Origin of the sequence: Sanguibacter hominis ATCC BAA-789 (assembly GCF_012396185.1) — a bacterium.
Classification (GTDB): domain Bacteria; phylum Actinomycetota; class Actinomycetes; order Actinomycetales; family Cellulomonadaceae; genus Flavimobilis; species Flavimobilis hominis.
Genome location: NZ_JAAXOW010000003.1, coordinates 177,129 through 192,002, shown reverse-complemented (window position 1 = coordinate 192,002; position 14,874 = coordinate 177,129). Strand labels below are relative to the sequence as shown.

Here is a 14,874-nt window from a genome sequence, read left to right as displayed (position 1 = left end):
CGTTCATGTTAGGTCATGAGTCGTTGAAGACCAGTCCTCGCTCGCGGAAAGAGCCCGGGTTGTCGCACGTCGCGCCGCCGTCGTGTCGCGCACGTCACGCCGTGCACCCCCGGACGTACCAGCCGCGCCCCCACGTCGGCCCGCAGGATGACGCCGCGTCGTCAGCGCGCACCTACGCTGGACGCGTGCCGGACCCGACCTACCCCACGCCCTGGCGGGCAGCACCCGCCCCGGTGCGACGCGTGCCCTGGCACGAGCGCAACGCGCTGTGGATCGACTCGATCCTCACCCTGACGGTCCTCTTCTTCACGGTCCTCGTCTACGGCAACGCCGGCCGCGAGCTCGTCTACAGCGTCGCGCTGCTCGCCCCCCTCGCCGTACGGCGCCGCTACCCCGTGGTCTCGGTCGTCCTCGTCTACCTCGCGGGCGTCCCGCTCGCGCTCTCTGACGCGTCGGCCGCGCTGCCCTTCGGCGTCGTCGCCATCCCGGTCGCCCTGTACTCGGTGACGCTCCACGGCCCGCGCTGGTCCTACCTCACCGCGTTCCTGAGCGGCCTCGTCGGTTGCGCGATCCTGTCCGCCAACGCGGCGCTCCTCAGCGGCGACCCCACCGGCGAGGGCATCGTCACCGCCTTCATCGTGATGTTCACGTCGTCGATGGTGCTCGTCACCTCGTGGGCGTTCGGGCTCATGCGCCGCTCCCGGCGCGACACGATCGCAGCGCTCGTCGACCGCGCCGACCGCCTCGAGCGGGAGCGCGACCAGCAGGCACAGCTCGCGACCTCTGCCGAGCGCACCCGCATCGCGCGCGAGATGCACGACATCGTCGCGCACTCGCTCTCCGTGATCATCGCCCAGGCCGACGGCGGCAGGTACGCCGCCGCGACCGACCCCGACGCCGCCGCGCGCACGCTCGGCACGATCGCCGAGACGGGGCGCGACGCGCTCGCCGACATGCGCCGCCTCCTCGGCGTCCTGCGGGCCGACGACCCGTCGTCGTCCTCTGGTCGCCTCGGCGGGCAGCCCGGCCTCGAGCGGCCCGGTCCCGCAGGCGCACCGGTCGCCGACGGCGCCGAGCGCACCCCGCAGCCCGCGTCGGGCGACCTCGAGACCCTCGTCGAGCAGGTCCGCGCGAGCGGCGTCGACGTGTCCTACGTCCGCATGGGCACCCCGCGGCAGCTCCCGCCCGGCGTCGGCCTGAGCGTCTACCGCGTGTGCCAGGAGTCGCTCACGAACGTGCTCAAGCACGCGGGTCCCTCGGCGTCGGTCACCGTGCTCCTGCGCTGGGACGCCACCCAGCTCACGCTCGACGTGACCGACGACGGACGCGGCGCCGCCGCCTCGAGCGACGGCGCCGGGCACGGCCTCGTCGGCATGCGCGAACGTGCCACCATGTTCGGCGGGAGCCTCTCCGCCGGGCCCCGGCCCGGAGGTGGCTTCCGCGTCCACCTCGAGCTCCCCGTCCCGCCCGTCACCGTGCGGCCAGGAGCCGCACCGGCCTACCCCGACGCCGCTGGCGTCCCCACCCCCGGGAGCACACCGTGACCGTCCCCTCGACCGACACCACCCAGGTGCGTGTCGCCCTCGTCGACGACCAGCAGCTCGTCCGGGCCGGCTTCCGCATGGTCATCGACTCGCAGCCCGACCTGCGCGTCGAGATCGAGGCGGGCGACGGCGCGCAAGCCGTGCGCCTGCTCTCCGACCACCCCGTCGACGTCGTGCTCATGGACGTGCGCATGCCCCAGCTCGACGGCCTCGCGGCGACCGCACAGCTCACCGCCGCCTGGCACGAGCGCCTTCCTGCCGACCAGCAGCCCAAGATCATCGTCCTGACCACGTTCGACCTCGACGAGTACGTCATGGAGGCGATCCGCGCAGGCGCGAGCGGCTTCCTCCTCAAGGACGCCCCACCCGAGGAGATGCTCGCCGCGATCCGCACCGTGCACCAGGGCGACGCCGTCATCGCGCCGTCGAGCACCCGCCGGCTCCTCGAGCACATGGTCACCGCGCTCACCCCCGAGACCGCCGCAGACCCTGCCGCCGCCGACGCGGTCGCGACGCTCACCGAGCGCGAGCACGAGGTCCTCGTGCTCATGGCGCGCGGCCGCTCCAACACCGAGATCGCCAGCGAGCTGTTCGTCGCCGAGGCGACCGTCAAGACCCACGTCGGCCGCATCCTCGCCAAGCTCGGCGCCCGCGACCGCGTCCAGGCCGTCGTCGTCGCCTACGAGGCGGGCGTCGTCCGGCCAGGTACCTGACCCGTCGTACCGCCGCCGCACGCGGGGGTACGACCACGGGATGACAGGCCCCGACCGAGGACCCGCCCGAGGCGGGACGCGGCCGCCACCTGGGGATCCGTAACGTCGTCAGTGTCAGGGAGCTCGCCGCCGCGAGCACCCACCACAGCACGACGATCCTCAGGGAGAACGACCCATGCAGACCACCCCCGCCCCCAGCGCGACGGGACTGTCGCACGACGCCGCGGTGCGCGCCCGGTCCCTCACCAAGATCTACGGTTCCGGGGCGAGCCAGGTCGTCGCGCTCGACCACGTCGACGTCGACTTCACCGGCGGTCAGTTCACCGCGATCATGGGCCCGTCCGGCTCGGGCAAGTCGACCCTCATGCACCTGCTCGCAGGCCTCGACTCAGCGTCGGCCGGCCAGGCGTTCCTCGGCGACACCGAGATCACGAGCCTCAACGACGACGGTCTGACGAACCTGCGCCGCACGCGCCTCGGCTTCGTCTTCCAGTCGTTCAACCTCCTGCCCATGTTCACGGCCGAGCAGAACATCACCCTGCCGCTCGACCTCGGCAGCACCAAGCTCGACAAGCAGTGGTTCGACACGCTCGTCCACACGCTCGGGCTCCAGGACCGCCTCGACCACCGGCCGTCCGAGCTGTCCGGCGGCCAGCAGCAGCGCGTCGCGATCGCCCGCGCGCTCATCGCCAAGCCCGACGTCGTCTTCGCCGACGAGCCCACCGGCAACCTCGACTCGCGCTCCGGCGCCGAGGTCCTCAGCTTCCTGCGCACGTCCGTGCGCGAGCTCGGCCGCACGATCATCATGGTCACCCACGACCCGGCCGCCGCCGCGTACGCCGACCGCGTCATCCTCATCGCCGACGGCCGCATCGCCGGCGACATCTCGAACCCGACGCCCGAGTCCGTCCTCGCCGGGCTCGACGCGCTCCGGTCGCTCGACACCGTCACCACCGCGCCCCAGGGCGTCGACGCTGCCGCAGGGGGGCAGCGCCGATGATCCGCCTCACCCTCTCCCAGATGCGCAAGAGCGTCGGCCGGCTGGTCGCCGCCGGCGTCGCCATCATGATCGGGACCGCCTTCGTCGCCGCGACCCTCGTCGCGGGCGAGACGATCACCCGCACGTCGACCGACGCGATCGCCGCCGTGTACGCCAAGTCCGACCTCGTCGTCGTCGGCCTCGGTGACCGCCTCACTCCCGACGAGGTCGCCAAGGTCGCGGCAGTCGACGGCGTCAAGGCGACGGCCGTCCACGCCCAGCTCGGCGTCCAGATCGAGACCGACAAGCGCAACATCTGGGCGCGCGTCGTCCCGACCGCGAGCGACCCGCGCCTCGACGCCCAGGTCGTACTCCGCGGCGCGCTGCCCACGAGCCCCGGCCAGGTCGCACTGCCCGTGGACATGGCCAACCGCCTCGGCGCGACCGTCGGTGGCACCGTCACGACGCCCGTCGTCGCCACGGACGGCTCCGACGCGACCGGCGCCGAGACGCTCACCGTCGTCGGCATCCTCGACGACCCGAACGGTGCGTTCGCGATGGAGGGCGGCGCCGTCATGGCCAGCCAGGCCGACGTGGACCGCTGGCTCCTCTCCTACAACGGGGGCGAGCAGCCGCCGGCCGATGCCGTCGGGCTCACGCTCACCGACGACGCCGACCGCGCCGAGGTCGCCCAGACGATCGAGTCGACCCTGTCGACCGACGGCCGCCAGGTCGTGGCCCGCACGCTCCAGGAGCAGGCAGGCGAGATCGCCCGGCAGCTCACAGGTGACGCCCACACGGTGACGTACGTCGTCCTCGCGTTCGCGGCGCTCGCACTCATCGTCGCGGGCCTTGTCATCGCCAACACGTTCCAGGTCCTCGTCGCACAGCGCACCCGGACACTCGCGCTCTTGCGCTGCGTCGGCGCCAACAAGCGGCAGCTGCGCACGTCCGTCCTCCTCGAGGCGACGATCCTCGGCCTGCTCGCGTCGCTCTCCGGCATCGCGCTCGGCCTCGGCGCCGCCCAGGTGACGCTCAGCGTGCTCTCGACGCGCGACGTCGGCGTGCCCCTGCCCACCGTCGTTCCCGTGTCCGTGGCCGTGTTCGCCGTGCCGCTCCTCGCCGGCCTGCTCGTCACCGTCCTCGCTGCGACGTCTCCCGCACGTGCCGCGACCCGGGTCGCGCCCCTCGCCGCGCTCCGCCCGGCGGACGCCCCGTCGGTCCGACGCGGCTCGACCGGTCGCCTCGTCACGGCGACCCTCATGACCGTGATCGGCTTCGTGATGCTCGGGCTCGGTGCTGCCGCAGGCCTCATGAAGGAGCCGATGATCGGGCTCCTCGTGGGCATCCCGGGCGGGGCTCTCAGCTTCGTCGGCGTCGCCGTCGGGTCCGTGTTCTGGATCCCCAAGGTCACCGCCTGGGTCGGCAGCCTCGCCGCCAGGACCGGCCCGAGCGCACGCCTCGCCACGGCGAACACGCTGCGCAACCCGCGCCGCACCGCGGCGACGAGCACGGCCCTGCTGATCGGCGTCACGCTCGTCGTCATGATGACGACGGGTGCCGAGAGCGCACGCCAGACGTTCAACGCGTCGTTCGACGAGCGCTACTCGGTCGACGTCGCCGTGCTCGGCGGGCACCAGCTCAGCGCGGACGGCAAGAACAAGACCCAGCTCGACGCCGGGGTCACCTCGCAGATCGCTGCCGTCGACGGCGTCACCGCGACCGCCACCATCACCCGCGGCCTCGTCGAGGCGAAGGGCGACGACGTACCGTTCGACGTCGCGATGGGCGACGGCGAGGGACGGCCGATCATCGACGCGATCGACCCGGCGACCGCAGCCACGGTCATGCGGGACACGACGGACCTCGCTCCGTTCACCGACGACTCGCTCGTGATCAGCAAGAACTGGGCGTCCGGCTCGAACGTCACGGACGGGCAGAAGGTCACCCTCGTGGGTGCCGGCGGTGCGACCGCCGACCTCACCGTCCAGGTCGTGCCGTCCATGCCCGCCGGCCTCGAGATCGCCGTCACCACCGCGACGCTGCTCAAGCTCGACCCGGGCGCCGTGACGAACTCGCTCCTGGTCCGGGTCGCCGACCCGGAGAACCCCCGGAGCACGGTCGCTGACATCCAGGAGGTCGTGGACGACCTCGGTGTGTGGACGACAGGTCCTGTCGTCGAGCGCGCGATGTTCGACCAGGTGATCGACGCGCTGCTCGCAGTCGTGGTCGGCCTCCTCGCGGTCGCCGTGTTCATCGCGCTCATCGGCGTGACCAACACGCTGTCCCTGTCGGTCCTCGAGCGGCAACGGGAGAACGCGATGCTCCGTGCGATCGGCCTGACCCGCAAGCAGCTGCGTCTGACCCTCGCGGTCGAAGGCCTGCTGATCGCCCTGGTCGGCACCGGCCTGGGCGTGGTGCTCGGCACCGTGTACGGCTGGGCCGGCTCGGCCGCCGCGCTGGGCACGATCGGCGACATCGCTCTCGCGGTGCCGTGGCGCGACCTCGGGCTCGTCCTGGTCGTCGCCGTCCTCGCCGGGCTCGTCGCGTCGGTCCTCCCGGCGCGCCGCGCGACCCGCACCTCCCCGGTGGAGGCGCTCGCCGTCGACTGACGGACGCCGTCACCGCACGACGCCGGGCCTGTGGACCGGTGGACCTCGTCCACCGGCTGCAGGCCCGGCGTCGTCGCGCCCGGGACCGGCACGCACGCTAGGTCCCGTGCCACGCTCACCGCTCTCGCCGATCGGCCGTCCCGCTCCCCCGCGGTCCGGGCCCTCGCCGTCGTACGTCCGCCTGACCTTCGCACCCGACGAGGACGTCGAGGTCCGCGCGGGGATCCGGCTGGCCGACCTGCGGCCCACGCTCGCGCGGACCCTCGGCCGCTCCGACCTCCTGCACGTGCCGCTCCGCTGCGGAGCCACCCCGCTCGACGCCGACGCCCTCACGGGGCACGCGCCGCTGCTCGACGGCGCGCGCATCGAGGCGAGCGGCACGGACGCGCGGCGCGGTCCGCACCGCCTCGGTCCCGTCGACCTCGCGCGGCGCACGCGCGACGACGCCCTCGTGTGGCACGTCGTCGACGGCCCGCACGCCGGGCTCGTCCTCGCGGCCGACGCCCTCCCGACGGTCCTGGGTGGGCCACGGCTGCGGGCCGCCCCAGGCCCGCGCGGCATGACCGTGCGGCGACGCCCCACGCTCCCCCGGGAGAACGCCCGCACCGTGCGCATCCGCACGGCGCGCGGACGCGTGCGCCGCTGGAGCGGCCGTCCCCTGCTGCTGCGGCCCGGCTGCGCCCTCGTGTGGCAGGCGGACGGCGCGAGCCACGTCGCCGTCGTCACGTCGCGCGTGCCGGCGACCGACCCGAACCGCCAGGGCCCGCCGTGGGCCCTCCTCGTCGCCCCCGCCCTGACGGGCCTCGCGCTCGCGACGATGACCGGACGTCCCGCCTACGCGCTGCTCGCGCTCGCCGGGCCCCTCACGCTCGGGCTGCAGAGCCTCGTGCGCTCACGGTCGGCCACGCAGCCCCCGGCGCTCTCCGGACGGGCCCAGCCCGCAGGGTCGTCCGGCGGCGGGCTCCCGGAGGCCCGCACCGACGGGACCCAGGGTGCGTCCGAGCCGCGGCCGGGAGGCGGCCACGTCGACCTGGGCGGCGTCGACTGGACCTCTCTGCGGGACCGACCAGCCACCCTGCTCGACGCACTCCTGCGCACCCCTGGCGACGGTGGCGCTCGCGGCACCGCGGCCAGCACGGCCCCGCGCGCGACCGCCGCGACCGGCCCCGGCGCCGAGCGGCGCGCCAGGGCGCACGTGTGCGCATGGGCGGCGGCGCACCCGCACGGACGCGTCGTCGTCGCGACCGCAGACGCCGCGAGCGCCTGGTCCTGGTGCCGGTGGGTGCCCGGCGCCACGATCACCCGCCCCGATGTCCTCGTCACGGGCGCGTCACCGCTCGACGGCGAGGACCTGGCGCTCGTCGTCGTGCGGGTCGGCGACCTCGACGACGGCGTCCTCAGCCGGTGGTGGGCCGGCGCCCCTCCCACCGCGTCCCTGCTCCTCGTGGCCGACGAGCCGGACGTCCCCGCGTGGTGCGCGGACCGCGTCGGCGGCCCCGGCGTCGACGTCCCGTGGGCCGACGACGTCGCCCGGCACCTCGCCTCCCGCGCCGTGGCAGGTGGCGCGCTCCCCGCCGTCGTGCCGCTCGCCGCCCTGCTCGGGCTGCCCGCCACGAGCGACCAAGGCGCCGTCGCCCACGCCGTCGCACACCGCTGGAGCGTCCCTCCGAGCGGTCTGCGCACCCCGCTCGGGCTCGCCGCCAGCCGGGTCGGCCCGCCCGAGGTCCTCGAGCTCGACCTCACCCGGGACGGACCGCACGGTCTCGTCGCGGGGACGACGGGTGCGGGCAAGTCCGAGCTCCTCCAGACGCTCGTGTGCGGCCTCGCGCTCACCCACCCGCCGTCGGACCTCGCGATGGCCCTCGTCGACTACAAGGGCGGCGCGTCGTTCGGCGCGTGCGCCGGGCTGCCGCACGTCGTCGGGATCGTCACCGACCTCGAACGCGGCCTCGCCGCGCGGGCGCTCACCGGGCTGCAGGCGGAGATGCGCCGCCGCGAGGCCCTGTTCGCCGCCTCGGGCGCGACGACCCTCGACGAGCACCGCGCGCTCGCCCGGCCGGGAGACGAGCTCGTCCCCCGGCTGCTCGTCGTCGTCGACGAGTTCCGTTCGATGACCCAGGACCTCCCCGACTTCGTCCCGTCCCTCCTGCGCCTCGCCGCGCAGGGCCGCTCGCTCGGCATGCACCTCGTGCTCGCGACGCAGCGGCCGGGCGGCGCCGTCAACGCGGACATGCGCGCGAACCTCGGGCTGCGGGTCGCGCTGCGCGTCAACGACCCCGCCGAGTCGCGCGACGTCGTCGACACTCCCCAGGCCGCCGACCTGCCCGCGCACGCGCCGGGGCGCGCCGTCGTCGTCACGAGCCGCAGCGGCGCCCGCACGGTGCAGGTGGCGCACGCCGCGAGCGCAGCGCCCGTGGACACGCCCGACGCCCGACGGATCCCCGCGTGGGGCACCCGCACGGCACGCGCGCTCGGGCTGCACACCTCGCCCGACGACGTCCTGCGCGGTCTCGTCACCGCCGCCCGCGCGGCGGCGGAAGCCACGGGACAGGCTCGCCCGCGGCGTCCGTGGCTCCCCGGCCTGCCCGCACGCGTCACGCTCGGCGACGTCGAGGGCGTCAGCGACCCACGTCCCGGGCTCGCGGTCGCGCTCGCTGACGTGCCCGCGGAGCAGCGGCGCACGCTCGTCCGGTGGGACCCCGCGCGCGACGGGCACCTCGTGGTCGAGGGCGGGCCTGGGAGCGGACGGAGCAGCGCGCTGCGCCTGCTCGGACTCGCGGCGCTCGCGCGCGGGTGGCACGTGCACACCCTTGGCGAGGTCCTCGCGGGCACGCCGGCGCCGGGGCTCGGCACGGTCGTCGACGCGCGCGACCCCCGCCGCGCAGCCGACCTCCTCGACCGCCTGGCGCGTGCACGGGACGCGCACCCGACGCTCCTGCTCGTCGACGACCTCGAGACGGTGCTCGCAGCGCTCGCGCTCGTGGACCGCGGCGTAGGACCGGACCTTCTGGTCGCGCTCGCGCGCAGCACGGTCGTGCACCTCGCGCTCGCCTCCGCGCGGGCCCTGCCGGGCACGCTGCTCGCCCACGTCGGCTCGCGCGTCGTCCTCGGGGACCGGAGCAAGGCCGCCGACGTCGCGCGCGGCGTCCCGACCGCCCTCGCAGGCCTCGGGGGCCCTCCGGGGCGCGCCGTGTGGTTCGGGCCGGACGGCCCGCTCCTCGCGCAGGTGCTGCTGCCCGGCACGGGACCGCGAACCAACCCCGCGGTCGCCCCGCTCGGGGGGCCTGCGCTCGTCGACGGTTCCCCGGACCTCGGGGCTTCCCACGACCACGCTGCTCTGGCACGTGCCGGTGACACGGTCGCCCGCACGCCGCCCTTGCGGCTCGCGCCCGTCCCTGGGCGCGTCCGCCGACGCGACCTCGACGACGCGCTCGCCGCCTGGCGAGACCGCGAGGGCCGGCCGGCGCCCGGACCGTGGCACCTCCCCGTCGGGATGGGTGGGGACGACGGCGGGGTGCGCTTCCTCGACGTCGGTCGCGGAGCGCTCGTCGTGGGCCCGCCCGGCGCGGGTCGCTCGACTGCGGCCGCCCACCTGGCCGGGCTGCTCGTCGCCCGGCACGGAGCCGGGCGCGTCGTGACCGTCGCGCTCGACGGTCCGCTCGCCGCCTCCGGGGCGGCGCACCACGCGGTCGACGGCTCGCCGTCCGACCTCGTCCGGCTCGCGGCGGAGATCGAGGAGGCGGCGTCAGCAGGTGAGGCTCAGGACCTCGTGGTCGTCGTGGACGACGTACCGCTCCTCGCGCAGAGCGCCCCGGTCGAGCTCGAGCGTCTCCTGGCGGTGCCCGCCGTGACGCGGGCGATCCTCACGGCGACGACCGGTGCCGCCCTCGGCGCCGTGCGCGGGCCGCTCGCGACCGCGCGGGCGCGCCGCACGGGGATCGTCCTGGACCCGGGGCGGCCGGGCAGCGTCGACGTGCTCGGCAGCCCGCTCGGCCGTGCGACCGAGCCTGGTCCCGGCGCCCCCGGGCGCGGCGCTCTCGTGCACGGCCGCCTGGTCGAGCCTGTCCAGCTCGTCGAGCCGTGAGGACGCCGCGAACCCAGCGGGTGGGTCGTCCGGGTGGGGCGTGCTCAGGCGTCGGGCGTGCGCGCGTCGCGCGTCGTCGCCTCGACGACGGGCGGGAGGAGAAGCCCGACGACGATCCCCAGGGCGAGGACGAGGAGCCCGACAGCGAACGGGTTGAGCGCCGCCTGGAGCCACGTGATCGCGATGACGGCCTGGAAGAGCTGCCAGGTGATGACGGGCGACCGCCCCCAGCGCCGACCGTCCCGCAGACCGCGCACCGCTGCGAGGAGCACCGCGGCGAGCGCCCACGCGAACGCGGCGAGGAAGATGTTGATGCCGGCCGAGCCGTTGCCTCGCACGAGCTCGATGAGCGTGAACCCGCCAGCCGCGACGAGAGCGACGACCTCGACGACCACGGCCGCGAGCACGACGCGCAGCGCCTGCGGCACGACGGGGGGGGCAGGGGACTCGTCCAGCGGGGATCGATGCACGCCACCACCCTAGGCGAACGCACGAGCGCGGCTGTAAAGGCTTGTGGCCTGTGACAAAACCCTCACGCCATTCTTCGAGATAGTCACCGTCACACTCTTGTCATCAGGGCGTTGCGGTGTGAACCTTGATGAGGTCGACTTTTCGTCGCCGCAACTTTCCCCCACCGATGGATCCCCGGGCAGGACTGTGCCCAGGAGCGTCCACATCCCGAGGAGTACCCATGGATTGGCGTCACCGCGCCGCGTGTCTGACCGAGGACCCCGAGCTCTTCTTCCCCATCGGCAACACCGGTCCGGCGCTCCTTCAGATCGACGACGCGAAGGCGGTCTGCCGTCGCTGCGACGTCGTCGACACGTGCCTCAAGTGGGCGCTCGAGTCCGGTCAGGACGCGGGCGTCTGGGGTGGCATGTCCGAGGACGAGCGCCGCGCGCTCAAGCGCCGTACGGCGCGCGCTCGCCGCGCTGGCTGAGCCCTCCGCACGACGTCCGACGAGGCCGGTCCCGCATGGCGGGGCCGGCCTCGTCCGTCGTCGGGGTCTGCGGAGCAGGCCCCGGCCCTCCCCCGGGTCCCCTACACGGCCCCTGGCACGTGCGGTCCCTCGTGCACGGGCCGCGCGCCTGCCGGAGGGACGCCGACGTCGGCGACGGCATGCTCGTCGCACGGGGTCGACGTCACGCTCGCCCGCGCGATCCGCGCGACGAGGAACCAGCGCATCGCGCGCCGCAGGCGGCACCAACCGATCAGGTACCAGCTCCCGCCCGCCTGAGCGAAGAGGACTGGATCGACGTCCCGCGTGGTGACGGCGCCGTCCCGCGCCACGAAGCGGATCCGTACCACCCGCCGCTCCGCCATCGCCTGCTCGAGCGCCGACCAGGTCCGGCGCGACGCCGGGGCGGAGTCCACCCAGATGCGTCCTGCCAGCTGCTCGGCCCGCGCCTGCGACACCGGGTCGAGGACGTCGAGGACCTTGCGGACGCCGGTCGCGGCCAGGTCGGCGAACGGGGCGTCGCGCGCGGCGGACACCGCGGCGAGGAGCGCGACCGCCTGCGCGGGCGAGAGACTCACGGGCGGGAGGCTGGTGCGGGCGGCCAGCCCGTAGCCGCCGCCCGGCCCCGGCCGCGACCAGACGGGCGTACCGGCGGCGTCGAGAGCCGCGAGATCCCTCTTGATCGTGCGGACGGAGACGCCGAGGTCCGTGGCGAGGCGCTGCGCCGTGCATCCGCGCGGGCCGCTGCGGCGCAGGGTCTCGGACAGCGCGTGCAGCCGTTCCGTCCGCTTCACCGCGTGCTCGTCCTCATGCTCCGCGTCCGATGATCATGTCAGAGATGGTGACATACCGTTGTCGCCGGGCGCTGCGAGCATCGACCCATGACGACGCACACGAGCTCACCGACCATCCTGCTGATCGCCGGCCACTGGCTCGGCGCCTGGGCCTGGGACGAGGTCGCAGCCGAGCTGACCACCCTGGGTCACCGACCCGTGCCGTTGACCCTTCCGGGCCTGGACGGCGACGACCCGGAGCGGTGCGGGCGGACGCTCGACGACCAGGTCGCCGCGATCGAGGCTGCGGTCCGCGCCGCCGGCGAGGAAGGAACGGCTCCCGTCGTCGTGGCCCACAGCGGGGCCAACGCCCCGGTGAGCGTCGCCCTCGATCGCCACCCGGGATCGATCAGCCACGTGGTGTGGGTCGACAGCGGCCCAGTGACGCCCGGCACCACCCCCGCTCCCGACCTCCCCGAGGGGGTGGCCGAGGTGCCGCTGCCCCCGTTCGACGTCCTCGGGGCGCAAGCGAGCCTCGACGGGCTGGACGCAGCCACCCTCGCCCGCTTCCGGGCCCGCTCCGTCCCGCAACCTGCTGCCGCGATCCGCACTCCCGTCGCCCTGACGGACGACGCCCGCCGCCACGTCCCGACCACCCTCGTGTGCTGCTCGATCTCCGGCGAGCAGGTGCACCAGCTCGCGAGCGGCGGGCACCCGATGTTCGCCGAGGTGGGACGTCTGACGAACGTGGACGTGGTGGACCTCCCGACGGGCCACTGGCCGATGTGGAGCAGGCCCGCGGACCTGGCCCGCGTCGTCGCGGACGTCGCAGCCTGCCCCTGACGCAGGCTCCGGCCGGGCGGCTCGCGCGTGAACGCGCCGTCCGGCCTAGTCCTGCCGTGCGCCGCGCAGGTCGACCGACACGACGACCTCGGTCCCACCCTCGGGGCGGCCGTGCCAGTCGATCGATCCGCGCAGCTCGTTGCTGACGAGCGTCCGCACGATCTGCGTGCCGAGCCCCGAGCCCGGGGCGGTGCCGCCCTCGAGCCCGACGCCGTCGTCCGCGATGCGCACCACGAGGTGCGCGCCCTCGCGCTGCGCGTCGATCGTCACGGTCCCCGACGACCGCCCGACGAACCCGTGCTCGACCGCGTTGGTCACGAGCTCGGTGAGGATCAGCGCGAGCGCCGTCGCGTCCTCGGCGGAGACCTTGCCGAACGACCCGGTCGAGACCGTGCGCACGTAGGTGTCCGCCGACGCGATGTCCGCGGCGAGCCGCAGCGCGCGGCCGAGCATGTCGTCGAACTCGACCTCTTCGTCGATCGTCTGCGACAGCGAGTTGTGCACGAGCGCGATCGTGTCGACGCGCCGCATCGCCTCCTCGAGCGCGGCTCGCGCCTCCGGGACGTTCATGCGGCGGGCCTGCAGGCGCAGCAGCGCCGCGACGGTCTGCAGGTTGTTCTTCACGCGGTGGTGGATCTCGCGGATCGTCGCGTCCTTGGTGAGCAGCTCGCGCTCACGACGACGGACCTCGGTGACGTCCCGGCACAGGAGGACGGCGCCCATGCGCCGGCCGTCCTCGGTGATCGGCAGCGAGCGCACCGAGAGGCACACGGTCGAGGACTCGAGCTCCGTGCGCCACGGCGCACGCCCCATCATCACGAGCGGCATCGACTCGTCGACGGGAGCCTTCTGCTCGACGAGCTCGGCGGTCACCTCGACGAGGGACTCGCCGACGAGCGGGCCGAGCACGCCGAGCCGGTGGAAGCACGAGAGCGCGTTGGGGCTCGCGTAGAGCACCTCGCCCTCAGAGTTGAGGCGGACGAGGCCGTCGCCGACGCGCGGCGCGCCACGGCGGGGGCCTGCAGCCGAGTCGGGGTGGGGGAACTCGCTGCGCGGGATCATGCCGAGCAGCCCGTCGGCAGCCTCGACATAGTTGAGCTCGAGGCGGCTCGGTGTCCGGCCGGAGCCGAGGTAGGTCTGGCGGACGAGGACGGCGAGCGGGCGGCCGCGGTGCACGACCGGCACCGCCTCCTCGCGCACGGCGTAGGCGCCCAGCCAGCGGGGCTCACGCTCGCGCTGGGACCGCACCTCGTCGAGCGCGCGCCGCAGCCACGCGACCTGTCCTGCCGGGGGCCGCGACCCGACGATGTCGTCGTAGTGCACCGTCGCCCCCGTCGAGGGGCGGCAGTGCGCGATCGCGACGAAGTCGCCCTCCCGGGTCGGCAGCCACAGGACCAGGTCGGCGAACGCCAGGTCGGAGATCACCTGCCAGTCGCCGACGAGCAGGTGGAGCCAGTCGACGTCGGCCGGGTCGAGGTCGCCGTGGTGGGAGATCAGGTCGCTCATCGTGGACACGCGCCCAGCCTAACGAGACGGGTCGGTGCCCCGTGCCCCGCAGGGATCTACGCACTAGGCTCGGTGCTGACCGAGACCCAGCATCGAGGAGCGACCGTGCGGCTGTCCGTCGAGCAGAGCCTTCCCGTCCGTCCGGACGAGCTCATGACGCTCATGAGCGACGAGGAGTTCGTCGTGTTCCGCGCGTCGGTCGAGTCGACGACCGTCGAGGGGAGCGTCGTCGACCCTGCGGCGGACGGTTCGTTGCGGATCACGCTGCGCAGGACGATGCCCACGACGCAGATCCCCGTGCAGGTGCGCGCGTTCGTGGGCTCACGCCTCGAGGTGCGCCACGTCGAGGTGTGGGAGCCGCCGAAGCCTGGCCGCTGGTTCGGGACGGTCGCGGTCGAGATCACGGGCACGCCTGTGCGGATGTCGGGCACGGTCTCGCTCGCGGAGACTCCCGAGGGCTGCACCGTCACCTACGAGGGGACCGTCACGGCATCCCTCCCCGTGTTCGGCGCGGCAGTCGAGGAGGCCGCGGCAACGACCCTGAGGTCGGTCCTCGACGCCGAGGAGGAGCGTGTCCGCGCCTGGCTCGGCGGGGCGCGCGAGAGCGCCTGAGCGCTTCCGTATCCATAACGATTCCGCAACACGAGCGCTCGTCGCGACGCTCTGACCTGCAGTTTCACTGTTTCGGCAACAGACGACGAGGCACCGGTCACACCCCGCCTTGACAGCGCTCCCACACCAAAGCCACGATGACACCAGCGGCATGGGAACGCTTCCACACTCGAGTCAGACCCGCGCAGGTCTGCATGTGGGAGCGCTTCCACCTCGGTTCACCCGGACCGGGGCCGCCGGACATCGTGTC

Annotated in this window: 11 protein-coding genes; 8 read left to right on the top strand and 3 right to left on the bottom strand. The window is 74.4% G+C overall.

From position 1 onward, the window contains the following. Positions 1-185 precede the first annotated feature (185 nt). From HF995_RS10560 to HF995_RS10540, 5 genes are all read left to right on the top strand, one after another. Positions 186-1,544, top strand: a complete 1,359-nt coding sequence (locus tag HF995_RS10560) for a sensor histidine kinase (protein WP_350308844.1) — start codon at positions 186-188, stop codon at positions 1,542-1,544. Further along, a complete protein-coding gene (locus tag HF995_RS10555) occupies positions 1,541-2,257 on the top strand; it encodes a response regulator (protein ID WP_168447762.1) in 717 nt (238 codons plus the stop codon). Before HF995_RS10560 ends, HF995_RS10555 begins: the two co-directional genes overlap by 4 nt. Positions 2,258-2,432: 175 nt before the next feature. Next, entirely contained in the window at positions 2,433-3,257 is an 825-nt protein-coding gene (locus tag HF995_RS10550; protein WP_098458594.1) for an ABC transporter ATP-binding protein, read from the top strand. Then, positions 3,254-5,848, top strand: a complete 2,595-nt coding sequence (locus HF995_RS10545) for an ABC transporter permease (protein ID WP_168447761.1) — start codon at positions 3,254-3,256, stop codon at positions 5,846-5,848. The genes HF995_RS10550 and HF995_RS10545 overlap by 4 nt, the downstream gene beginning before the upstream one ends. A 106-nt stretch (positions 5,849-5,954) precedes the next feature. After that, entirely contained in the window at positions 5,955-9,932 is a 3,978-nt protein-coding gene (locus tag HF995_RS10540; RefSeq protein ID WP_168447760.1) for an FtsK/SpoIIIE domain-containing protein, read from the top strand. Between the two features lie 44 nt (positions 9,933-9,976). On the opposite strand, the gene HF995_RS10535 is transcribed toward HF995_RS10540, so the two are convergent. Continuing rightward, positions 9,977-10,402, bottom strand: coding sequence for a hypothetical protein (locus HF995_RS10535; protein ID WP_168447759.1), 426 nt, complete (start codon positions 10,400-10,402; stop codon positions 9,977-9,979). Between the two features lie 221 nt (positions 10,403-10,623). Between HF995_RS10535 and HF995_RS10530 the strand changes: the two genes are divergently transcribed. After that, positions 10,624-10,872, top strand: coding sequence for a WhiB family transcriptional regulator (locus tag HF995_RS10530; protein ID WP_098458591.1), 249 nt, complete (start codon positions 10,624-10,626; stop codon positions 10,870-10,872). 101 nt (positions 10,873-10,973) lie between these two features. On the opposite strand, the gene HF995_RS10525 is transcribed toward HF995_RS10530, so the two are convergent. Continuing rightward, the gene (locus tag HF995_RS10525; protein WP_168447758.1) at positions 10,974-11,684 is read right to left on the bottom strand and encodes a helix-turn-helix transcriptional regulator; all 711 of its coding nucleotides are present in this window, start codon (positions 11,682-11,684) and stop codon (positions 10,974-10,976) included. Positions 11,685-11,771: 87 nt separating this feature from the next. Here HF995_RS10525 and HF995_RS10520 point away from each other — a divergent pair, with 87 nt between their 5' ends. Next, entirely contained in the window at positions 11,772-12,506 is a 735-nt protein-coding gene (locus HF995_RS10520) for an alpha/beta fold hydrolase (protein WP_168447757.1), read from the top strand. Between the two features lie 45 nt (positions 12,507-12,551). On the opposite strand, the gene HF995_RS10515 is transcribed toward HF995_RS10520, so the two are convergent. Continuing rightward, the gene (locus HF995_RS10515; RefSeq protein WP_168447921.1) at positions 12,552-14,012 is read right to left on the bottom strand and encodes a sensor histidine kinase; all 1,461 of its coding nucleotides are present in this window, start codon (positions 14,010-14,012) and stop codon (positions 12,552-12,554) included. Positions 14,013-14,117: 105 nt separating this feature from the next. On the opposite strand from HF995_RS10515, the gene HF995_RS10510 reads away from it, so the two are divergent. Beyond that, positions 14,118-14,624, top strand: coding sequence for a DUF2505 domain-containing protein (locus tag HF995_RS10510; protein WP_168447756.1), 507 nt, complete (start codon positions 14,118-14,120; stop codon positions 14,622-14,624). Positions 14,625-14,874: the final 250 nt, after the last annotated feature.